This is a genomic window from Aeromicrobium sp., from assembly GCF_014378035.1.
In the GTDB taxonomy this organism is placed as follows: domain Bacteria; phylum Actinomycetota; class Actinomycetes; order Propionibacteriales; family Nocardioidaceae; genus Aeromicrobium.
On sequence record NZ_JACMOM010000066.1, the window covers coordinates 1 to 10727 of the forward strand.

Sequence of the window (10727 nt, forward strand, 5' to 3'; positions counted from 1 at the left end):
GCTGGCAGTGATGGTCACGAGCGGCGCCAGGCTGATCCGGTCACGGGTTCTGTCGCTCGTCACTGGCCTATTCCCCCTAGGATTTCGGCGGCCACAGTGACGAGGAGACGATGGGGCACGACCCGTACTTCCCCAGCATCCCCAGCTCACGGACCGGTCGGGTGCCCCAGTGGGTTCTTGACGAGGCCGCGGGCAAGCCGGTCGATGTGGTGCCGTTTCGTGGCGCGACGCAATCCCTCCCGCCCGACCGCACCGCTTCGGGAGCGCGCAGGAAAGGCCGTTCACTCGGTGGTCTGGAATGGAACGTGAAGCTCGTCGGCTCACACGCCCCGGAAATGCTGGCCAAGTTCGCGGCCACGTTCGACTCCGGTCGGCGAAGTACACGTTGCCTCACCAACCACCACGGCTCGTGCGCGTCTGACGCCAGATGGATGATCTGTCGCAGCCAGTCGGTAGGCTCCTGATTCATGAGCGGCCCAAAGATCATCAAGACACTGCAGGCCGCCCCAGAGGCCAGCCACGCTCCGGCTTGGCGGTTCATCGACCTGTTCGCGGGCGTCGGTGGGTTCCATCAGGCCATGACTGACCTAGGCGGCGAGTGCGTCTTTGCCTCCGAAATCGACCGCGACGCGCGGACGGTCTACCGAGCCAACTACGGCATGGAGCCTGCGGGCGACATCCGACCGCTTACTGAGGGTGCCAAGATCCTCGTTCCGGAGCACGACGTTCTCTGCGCTGGGTTTCCTTGTCAGCCATTCAGCAAGTCTGGCTTCCAGCGAGGCATGGAGGAGACCCGCGGAACGCTCTTCTTTAATATCCTGAAGATCATTGAGGCCCGTCGGCCGCGCTTCGTCATCCTAGAGAACGTCCGCAATCTGGCCGGACCGCGCCAGAAGGCCACGTGGGACACGATTATCCTGAATCTCAGGAAGCTCGGCTACCGCGTGCCCGACAAGCCGACGGTCTTCAGTCCGCACTTCCTGGACGAGGCCCATGACGGTCGTCCTCAGATCCGCGAGCGCGTCTTCATCCTCGCTGAGTACATCGGCGACGAAGACCTCGCCTGGATGGACGTCCAGCCGCTCGTGGAGCGGGGCCCAGTCCCGAACTGGCACCCTCGTAAATGGAATATTGAGGACTGGCTGCAAGACGACGCTGAGATCGAGCACCCGAGCCGCTACGCCCTCCGGCCGAACGAATTGCAGTGGATCGAGGCCTGGGACGATTTCGTGAAGCGTTTGGCCGCGAAGGAGCCGCTGCCGGGCCACCCGATCTGGGCTGCCGAGTTCAGAACCAAGGCGCGCGTCTTCAGCTGGACGCCACCTTGGAAGGTTAACTTCCTGGAGAAGAACGCCGCGCTGTACCGGCGTAACCGCTGGATCGACGCGTGGAAGCAAGACCACGGTGTCGATGACTTCCCGGACTCCCGCCAGAAGTTCGAATGGCAGGCCGGAAAGACCGCTACACCGGATCTCTGGAAAACTGTGATGCACCTGCGCCCCAGCGGGTTACGCGTCAAGGCACCGACCTACCTGCCAGCGCTGGTCGCGATCAACCAGACGTCGATCATTGGATCGAAGCGTCGCAGGATCACGCCGCGCGAGGCGGCAAGGCTCCAAGGCCTGCCCGACGGCTTCTTGCTTCACGAGAAGGACGCCGTAAGTTACAAGCAAATGGGTAATGCCGTGAACGTCGGTGTCGTCAAACATGTCGCACGTGCGTTGTTCGATGCCAGTGAGGTCGGATGGCCGTCGGTGCAACTGCCCGATCTGGCGCCCGTGACTGCGTCCTAGGAGTCACGATGGCTGAGAGCGGCAAGATCAACCGATTGCCATTGGAGAAGCTGCGGCTAGATCCGTTGAACCCTCGCCTGCCAGAGGACGTACAGGGCGGCTCTCAGCGGGATCTCGCCATATACATCTCGGAGGCGTATGACCCCCTGAGCGTGGCCGTCTCGATCGCCGAGCACGGCTACTTCGAATCCGAGCCGCTGATCGCGGTGCCAGACGGCGACGCCTTTGTCGTTGTGGAGGGCAACCGCCGACTGACGGCGCTGCTCGGGCTCACTGATGCCCAGATTCGCCCCGAGTTGGAGTCGCCCTCACTATGGGCGGTGGCTGCCGCAGACGCCAAGGCCAAGTACTCGGTGCCAGACGAGGTGCCGGTGCTGGTCGTCGCGAACCGCAAGACCGTCGCGCCGATCATCGGCTTTCGGCACATCTCCGGCATTATGCAGTGGGAACCCTTCGCCAAGGCCCGTTTCATCGCGGCGCTGGTGGACGACGAAGGACTGCCGTTCGCCGAGGTGGCAGCGCTCGTGGGCGAGAAGCGGGGCGACGTCGCAAGCAACTATCGAAACTACTCAATCCTCAAGCAGGCGCGTGACGCCCACGACCTCGACACCGACCGGGTTGAGGAGCAGTTTGGTGTCTTCACGTCGGCCATGGGCCACCGCGCGCTGCGCACCTTCATTGGGGCGCCCGATCCCGGGCAAGTGCAGCCTGGAGTTCACCCGGTGCCGGAGGACAAGAGAGACGAACTCGGCGAGTTGCTTATCTGGATCTACGGTGACGAGGGCGGCCAAGGCCGGGTCATCGCCGAGTCGCGGGACCTGGGGCTGCTGGCGCGGGTTCTGACTAACCCGGGCGGTGTCACGTCGCTGCGATCTCAGGGTGACCTCAAGACAGCTGCTGAGGCAACTGCCGACGGCTTTGAGGACGTCCGCCGGAAGATCCTCAACAGGCTGACGACCGCGCGAACTGGGCTTCGAGCCGTTGCCGAGTTACTGGCTGAACTTGAAGTGACCGATGAGGAACTGACAGCGCTCATTGAGGACTGCGACGAGGCCCTGACCGACATCAAGGCCACCGCGGCCCGATGAACGAGAGCATCCTGCGCCCCCCGGCGAGGCGCGATGTCGGGTCGATCGCTGACTGGATCGAGGCGACGATGGCGATTGAGGGGCGCGGCATGTTCGCCAAGGCGTCGATCCGGCGCCGCCTGGCGGCTGACGGCAACGACGATGAAGCGTCGATGTCCCTAGCGCTGGCGGAGATCCGGCGACGCGAGAGAATTGGTGGTCCTCTCTACCCCTACGAGGTAAGTGGGTCCGGTGTACGCCGGCACGTCCGCGCAAATAGGGCATATGACTTCATGCTGGCGTGCAGTTTGGACGAGGCACCGTTTCGGCAGAGCAAGGACTGGAACACAGTCGTCCGACTCTTCGAGCAACTTACGGTCGTGGGGCTGGGCACGATCTTCGGTCCCGGGACGAAGGCCCTACGCTTCGGCACGCCACCAGAACCGTCTAGGCCGTCGACGTTCTCGGATGCCTTGCAGTGGCTGGCGTCGCAGATGGGCCACAGCGTCGGTCCGGGCAAGGCCAGCAGCAATGAACAAGACGGTGGTGTCGACGCCGTCGCCTGGCGACCCTTCGCCGACGGGCGGATGGGCTTCCCGGTGCTGTTTGCCCAGTGCACCCTGCAAACCGCCTACGAGAGCAAGGGCTCGGACATCGTTCTTGCACGCTGGCGGACCTGGATTTCGCTGCGCCGGGACCCGTTCACAGCGCTGGTAATCCCATTCACACTTGGCCAAACAGTTGAAGCCTGGGAAGAAGCCAACTTCACGGTCGACGTGGTCATCGACCGCTTCCGGCTCTGTGAACTCCTCGCCGAGGAGGACCTGAGCGGGTGGTCTGAGCACAGACTCCTCGAAGGCTGGCTTGAACGCGAACTGAGCGAAATGCGACTCGCCGGTTAGCTGCTGTGGGACGATGCGCGCGTGCCGACAAAAGAGCAGATGGTGGGTCAGATTGCCGACAGGCTTGGCGTGGAACCGCCTCGCATGTCCAGTGGGAGTACCGAACCGAAACGCATCTTCGAGATGATCGTGGAAGAACTAGGCTTGGCAATTGAGCCCGACAAACTCACCAAGCCAAATCTCGCCCACCAGATCGTCCAGGCCGCTGATCTGCAGTGGAGTGTCGTCACCTGCGAATCCAGCGGGGGAACTGTCACCAGGATTGGGCTTGACCTAGTCTGGCAGTCAGTAGTGATTCTGATGGGTGACAGCGACTTTAGCCACGAAACGACGGCTCTTGATACTTAAGGAAAACGGCCCTCCGGTCCCCTGAGCCCTCAGCAGCAAAGATTCACGAGCACAACACGGCTCCGGCGCGCAGGGCCTCTAGCCCGGTCCAGGTCCGTCGAGGATGGCTGCGGCGACGGCCGCCAACCCGTTCACGGGGTTCGTGTCACCCGCGATCTGAGGTGGGAGTTGTACGGAGTAGCTCACCGAACCGGGTTCCACGTGGACGAATGTGGAGACGGTCGACGACCTGAGCACCTTGACCGCCGGGTCACCCATGTCGTAGGCCCGAACCCACTGGAGAGCGAACGGCTGGGCAAACGACGGGTCCTCGTGCATGGTGGTGTGGTCGTAGCTGATCCCGTACTCGGACCCGTAGTCCTGCAAGTGGACGAGGAACTCGGTGCAGACTTTGTCAGCCTCGGCTGGCGGCAAAAGGTGGCGGACGCGGTCCAGGATCGTGTCTACGGTGCGGGGGAGCGTAAATGCACTGGCGTTGTCCGGCGTTGTGCGCTCGATTCCGACGCTGACCAGTAGCAGCCGCTCCTCATCACCGGGCGGAGTGCTGACCTCCACCTGGTGGATGCCCTGGATCTTGTGGGTGACGGTAGGTTCTGTTGTTGTTTTGACCTCCACCCCGGTGGGTCCGAGTGCGAAGTCACGAGTCGACCGACGCCAACCGTGCCAGGTGCCGATCAGCTGAGTGACGTCATGAGAGCTGGGGCTCTGAAGCAGGGCCTGGAGGAGAACGAGCTCGCCCTTGAGCCCAACGAGGGCCTGGGCGTTCATGCTGAGTCCCTCAACGGAGTGGTTGATGAGTGCCTCAGACCTCTGGAATGCCCTTGGCAGATCGTCGTCGGCACCGTTCCGAAGCAGTTCGGTGCAGATGAGTGCGGCCACTTGGGCGAAGTGTCCAGCGGAGGGCAACTGCAGCCGGTTGGCCTCGACCGGCGGCTGTCCACCGGACCGGTGCCACGGCCCGTGCACCAGGCTTCTCGCCAGACTCGGGTAGATCGAGTGGAGTGGGGCCCCGGCCAGGAAGATCTCGATGCCCCCTTTGGATGTGCGCGATACGCCAACCGTCTGGCTCGTGCCCAACCACGTCACGTCCCGCACCTCATCGGACGAGGAGGGCTTCAGCGAGACGAGTGTTTCGAGCGCGATCTCGTAAGTCATGGAGGTCAAGACCCTTCGAGTGTGTTCGTCAACGCTGCGATCTGGTCGGGACCCCCTGACGGGATGCATACGCCAAACGCGACGGAGGGAGATGTCTGGCCCTCGCCCTGGTTCACGAAGAAGAGAATCTGACCATCCGTGCCGGGTAGGCGCCAGTCACCGCCTGGAGGGACCTCCTCGCCGCGGTGGTAAAAGTCGAAGAAGTCGTCACCGCGATACCCCTGCGGGCCGGCATCAGGGTCGCGGCTACCCCACGCGTTGTTCAGCTGACCGTCAACGACCTCTCGCGAGGTGGACTTGATAGTGAAATCCAGTTCTGCGAGAGGCCCCACTTCCGCGGTTGGCCCGGCGCCGTACCTGATCCCAATCCAGAAGCGCGGCTGCTGCTGTCGCTTGGATGCCAGATCGGTCATGGACCAGCGCGCGGCAGTCCGATCGGTCGAGAAAAGCCCTCGCACGTGCCGTGTCAAGCACGCGTCCCACAAGCGGAGGTAGGCCGCGATCGCATAGGGACAGTCCGCGCGCTCCGCCGAGGGCATCAGCCCTGAGGAGACTTCAGGAGGTGTGTAGAAGCGAGGGGGAACGGAGTCCGGCGAGTGGGCGCCGACCCTCGAGTGCAAGTTGTCCCACATCCGCCAGATTCGTGACGAGGTGCCGGGGTGGTAGTCCGTGTAGGTCAGCGAGTCGAGCAGGTCAGCAGCGTCGAGCAGCGATATGGGCTCCTGTCCGATCCGCCCGCGGGTCGTTTCCGGGTGCACCAGGTCGACCGAGGTTCCCGGTGGGAATGCGGCTGCCACCCGACTCAAGTTGGGGTCGACGTCGACGTGAGCGTTGGTAAGACGAACGAACGGTGCTGGCCCTGGGACGAGGGGGAACTTGCCGAGGTTCGCGATCTTGCCAGTAGCGAGGAAGTCTCCGCCGTGCAGCACCTGCAGTGCCGACTCGCTGTCCTCCGGGTGGTTCATCTTCTCTATGACGAACCGACGGAGCGCCTCGTCGGTGTCGTGGTAGGAGGCCAGCAGCTTGAGTTGGGCGACAGGGGCCAGCAGCCGACACAGGTGGAGGTACTCACCGCGGAAGCCGAACCACCGCTGCATCTGCATTTGGGTGTCGGCGAGAGGCTGGTTGGCTCCCCGGAGGAACAGGGTCGTGGTGAGACCCTCGAGGGTGATTCCGCGCGACATCACGTTTCCGGATACGAAGATCGTGCAAAGGTCGCGGGGGGCCCGCCAACTGCCGTCCTCATCCTCCGGCTCGTACTCGGGACGGTCGTCAGTGTCCGGGTGGCTGTTTACGACTGACACTCGAGTACCTGGGATGAGCTCGACGAGGAGCGCCTGACGCACGTCCTCCCAGGCGGGTAGGACCGCTGGCGTTGGTTGCGCGAACTCCAGGGCGAGAGCCTGTGCCGACGAGCCGAAATCGTCGAGCCAGGCCCGCCACTCCGCCTCGTTGTCTGCGAGGTCCTGAGCCACGGTGTGCGGCAGAGCGCCACGGCCGGACGTGAGGAGCTCCTCGGCTTCGGCCGGCGTTCGCCCGCCCCCCCAAGCGAGTAGGTCGAGCGCTGCCTGCTTTTGGTCGGCGATCGCGGCCGAGGGGTGGATGAGCATGCCGTGCGGCTTGGGACATGCACTTGCCGCTGCCTCCCTCGACGAGAATCTGAGGGCACGCGCTTTGCTCGGGCCCGGCTTACCGGTCTGGGCGAGGAAGCGCACGGCACCGGCGACGAGGAATGCTCGGAGCCCTCGGATGAGCTCCTGGGAGATGTCGCCGTCAGTCGGCAGACACAGGTTGGCTGCCGCGCCACGCCGGTAAAAGGCTTCGCCGCCGGTATACATCAGGGGTAGCCCCTGGGGCTCGCGATAGGTGCTGCTGCGCGGTGTGAGTTCGCCGATGTCCGCAGGCGTACGCAGACTCATCACGAAATCGCGGGGCGACAGTGGGTTGTGGTGGTCCTGCAGAAAGTTAGCCTGCGGCGTCGCGGTGTACGCGAGGTACGTCGTGTGCAAGCCACCGGTGTTCTCCGTCGGCCGCCACAGCCGCGCGATGGAGCGAGGGATCTGCTTGAGGTTGCCGTACAACGGGTCCTCGCTCGCCTCGACCGCGGCGTCGAGGACGGACCCGTCGTCGGCTTCGTCGTCGAGAACGAGCATCTGGAAGTCGGTGCCCACCATCTGGGGGAAGACGTTCGTCCGCAGGCTCATCGCGAGTGCCTGGAGGTGATCCGTCTGCTTGAGGGCAAAGAAGACAAGTGGGGAGTGCCTCCTGCGGGCACTACGCACGCGTGCAGGCGGGACCTCGTACATCCGGCTGACCTTGCCCACACCGACCTGGTCAGGGACGGGTAGAAGGATCCGCGCCCGCTCGCGAGCAGTGCGAGGGAGTGGCAGGTCAAGCTCGGACTGAAAGCGGTCCAGGGTCTGACGCCAGAGAGACAGCCGGGTTCCGGAGAGGACGACGAGAACGTCGACGCCTGCATCCAGCGACTTGGCCGCGACTCCGAACATGGAGGCCGTCTTGCCTGACTGGACGGCGCCCATGACAAGCCCCCGGCGAACGCGTTCCTTGGGCCAAACGCCCGCCTGGCTGGCCGCTACACCGTGCACTCCGTGGTCAACGATAAAGGTGCAGTCGGCGTCGATGACGTCGCGCGAGATCGGCGTGAGGCGGCTTAGCCCGTCATGGTAAGTAGCCCACCAGGAGTGGGGCGCGTCGCCCGAGCCCCCGTTCGGGGGAGTTGGCTCGTGCGGGTGCTCGTAGAGAGTCTCGGACGTCATCAGGAAGATGGCGAGGTGTCGCTGCCAGCGAGGGAGAACAGTGACTGCAGGCCGGAAACCCCGAACCTCTTCGCCACGGCCGCGTGAGCCTGTGCGGGGTCGACGCCGAGAGCGATGACAGTGCCTCGGGCAATCGTCGCCACGTAGACCCACTGGCTGGCCGACTGTGCGTTGGCCGGTCGCTTCCAGGAGGACATAACGAGACTGAGCCTGTCGGACGAGTTTTCCATGGCGTCGGCGAGGTCGTCGCCGAGCATCACCGCGGCGGCAAGCACGCCGACCAGGCTCCCGACCAGCTCGAGGTCGAGCCACTTTGCACCCTGCTTGAACTCTTCTGTCCAGACTTCACCTTGTACCGAGGAGTGCACCTCGGCGGCGGCAGCCAAGGTCGTAAAGAGGTCTGTCAGCGCGTCGGCACTCTGCAGCTGCAGGTATCCGCCGCTCTGCACCCGCTGTAGGAGGGAATCGAGGTGCTTCGAGGTGGAGCCGTAGCGCGGCAGCCTCGCGTGAGACGGGGCGTCCGGGGAGTGCAAAAGCGTGGCGATGACCCAGGAGACGATCTTGGAGCTGCGGTATCGGGCGGTGGTGAGGTGATAGCTCTCGAGTGCCTCGTGTAGGGCGCTGATCTCGCTGGTGATCCCGTCGAGGCTGGGCGCGATGCTCTTCTGGCCCTCAACGGGCGTGAAGTCACCGGAGGCCAAGAGGATCGCCCGGGTGATCTCGAGCTCGTGGAAGATCGCGTTGCGGATCTCCTCGGCGTTTAGGTGGACCCCCTGCTTGTTGTACAGGTTGAAAACCTCGTGGATCTGCTTCGGCGTGGCCTTTGTGTACACGATCACTGGCACCTTGTACTGGCTCGCGCTCTCGAAGATCTTGCGGATCGGCTCCGTCCCTCCAGCGGTCCGGACCTCGTTCTTCTGGATCTGGGAGTAGTACTTGCCGCGAAGAGCCTCGAGTGGACCCTGCATAACGTGGTCGCCGGTGCGCAGCTTGAACGGGAAGTAGTACTTCTCCTCGTCCTTGGCGCTGAGCGAGCCATACAGCGACCTCCAGGCCCGCTTAAACTTCGGGTAGTCCGTCCTGAACAAATTCTTGAGGCCGAGGTCTGGATTCTCCTTGTCCACCTCGTCCACCTTCGTCAGCGCGGTCGGGTGGGCACCAATGAACCGAAAGATGGAGGTGAGGCGCTGACGGCCGTCGACAACGTCGTAGGGACTTGACGCGCCTCTGTCCTGATCGTTCAGCAAGATGATCGAGGGCAGCGGGATACCCCGCAGGATCGACTCGATGAGCATCTGCCGCGCGCTAAGGGACCAGACATCGCTGCGCTGGTAGGACGGCGCGAGGTTGATGTCGCCCTCTCTAGCCAGGTCGACGAACTCTTTGACCCTCCAGGTATCGGCGGCCGCGTTCACCGGCTCAGAAGACTGCTCTTCTTCATCGTCCGTGTTGTCGTCCCATGCGGCCCGCCACCGGGCCGTCGCCGCCTCGGGCGTGGAGTCCTCGCGCTCCATCTCCTCGATGAAGTTCCGTTGGGCGTGCACCGCAGTGTCTGCGTGTACGTGCAGTTTCTCAAGCAGCCCTGCAGTGGAAACGCCGCCTAGCGAGGTAGTAGCCAGTCCGAGCGCGTCGCTCAGGGAGTCGACGAACGCCTCTGGACTGGATCTAACGAGCGGCACGCCCATGTTGAGCCAGCCCTCGACCGACAGCAGGCGCTCACGCCACGAGCCCGAACCAAAGTCGACATCTTCGGCCTCGAAGAGGTCCACAGCTGAAACTCCGTTTGGGTACTCGGCCGCGAGTGAAAGGGTGGCGAGTCGCTCCGCCACGTCCTGCTGCAACTGCGTCAGGACCTCGTCGATGGCGGGCTCGGGCTGGATCTCGGACAACAATTGTCTCCTCGGGGGCGCGACGTTCTTCGTGGTGAACGAACGTGGGATCAACGTAACGCATATGGGCTCTGATCCGCACAGTCCGTAATTTTTCGGACTGGCCAGGCGTCACTCGCCGGCACCAGACAAGCCACTTTTCACACCGAACCGAAAAGGCGGACAGTCTTCGCTATGCCCGAGAATCTCGGGTGCGGACCCACCCCGTCCAGGACCGGTATTGGACGCGGCTTGGGTCGGATGACGCCAGGAAGCACAAAAAATCACCAAAGTGGATATGTTTCATTTCCTCATCCAGCTCCTTCCATTCCTGAAGAAATGGCGCACGCTCCATTGTGACCCTAATGCCACTGGCCCACATGATCCAAGCATGCCGGCTGACACGCCGCTCTTCAGTGACTGAAAGATTTGCTCATCTGAGAGCCTGAAGTAAGCGTGTGCCTGCACCCGATCAGCATCGGTGGCCGTGTCCGCCCCTCGCTGCACCGCCAGGCTCAGTCCGTCGAGGATTGTCCAGTATCGCTTGGTGAAGTCCTCCTCGAACTGCGCACGACGCTGGCGGCGCTGCGCCTCGATCTGGACCAGCACTATCGCCACACCGACGGCAGTCGCAATGGCTGCGATATCCCCGATCATCAGATCCGCCTCCACAACGATAGGGCAAACGAAGCCCGGATAAACCGGCCCCAACAACTGGAAAGTCGCTTCTCCGTGGTGGCCCGCAGCGATTGCAATAGCCTGTCATGAGAATCAGGCATTCGCAATGTTTCCGTGACCGTTTTCAGGAAATCACTGA

The 10727-nt window shown here is 63.4% G+C and carries 8 protein-coding genes; 4 read left to right on the forward strand and 4 right to left on the reverse strand.

Annotation, left to right across the window (positions count from 1 at the left end):
* Positions 1–467: 467 nt before the first annotated feature.
* The 4 genes from H7290_RS03590 to H7290_RS03605 are packed head-to-tail and all read left to right on the forward strand — an operon-like array spanning position 468 to position 4110.
* Positions 468–1793: a DNA cytosine methyltransferase gene (locus H7290_RS03590; RefSeq protein ID WP_290512647.1), complete on the forward strand. Its 1326-nt coding sequence runs from the start codon at positions 468–470 to the stop codon at positions 1791–1793.
* An 8-nt stretch (positions 1794–1801) separates the two neighbouring features.
* A complete protein-coding gene (locus tag H7290_RS03595) occupies positions 1802–2881 on the forward strand; it encodes a hypothetical protein (protein ID WP_290512648.1) in 1080 nt (359 codons plus the stop codon).
* Complete coding sequence (locus H7290_RS03600; protein WP_290512649.1) at positions 2878–3762, forward strand: hypothetical protein; 885 nt, start codon at positions 2878–2880, stop codon at positions 3760–3762. The genes H7290_RS03595 and H7290_RS03600 overlap by 4 nt, the downstream gene beginning before the upstream one ends.
* A gap of 21 nt (positions 3763–3783) precedes the next feature.
* Positions 3784–4110: a hypothetical protein gene (locus tag H7290_RS03605; RefSeq protein ID WP_290512650.1), complete on the forward strand. Its 327-nt coding sequence runs from the start codon at positions 3784–3786 to the stop codon at positions 4108–4110.
* Between the two features lie 78 nt (positions 4111–4188).
* Here H7290_RS03605 and H7290_RS03610 read toward each other — a convergent pair whose 3' ends face one another.
* From H7290_RS03610 to H7290_RS03625, 4 genes are all read right to left on the reverse strand, one after another.
* Positions 4189–5265, reverse strand: a complete 1077-nt coding sequence (locus tag H7290_RS03610) for a PD-(D/E)XK motif protein (RefSeq protein ID WP_290512651.1) — start codon at positions 5263–5265, stop codon at positions 4189–4191.
* A 5-nt stretch (positions 5266–5270) separates the two neighbouring features.
* Complete coding sequence (locus H7290_RS03615; RefSeq protein ID WP_290512652.1) at positions 5271–8042, reverse strand: Z1 domain-containing protein; 2772 nt, start codon at positions 8040–8042, stop codon at positions 5271–5273.
* The gene (locus H7290_RS03620; protein ID WP_290512653.1) at positions 8042–9931 is read right to left on the reverse strand and encodes a DUF262 domain-containing protein; all 1890 of its coding nucleotides are present in this window, start codon (positions 9929–9931) and stop codon (positions 8042–8044) included. The genes H7290_RS03615 and H7290_RS03620 overlap by 1 nt, the downstream gene beginning before the upstream one ends.
* Positions 9932–10213: 282 nt before the next feature.
* Positions 10214–10582 (reverse strand): hypothetical protein, encoded by a 369-nt coding sequence (locus H7290_RS03625; RefSeq protein WP_290512654.1) that lies wholly within the window; start codon positions 10580–10582, stop codon positions 10214–10216.
* Positions 10583–10727 lie beyond the last annotated feature (145 nt).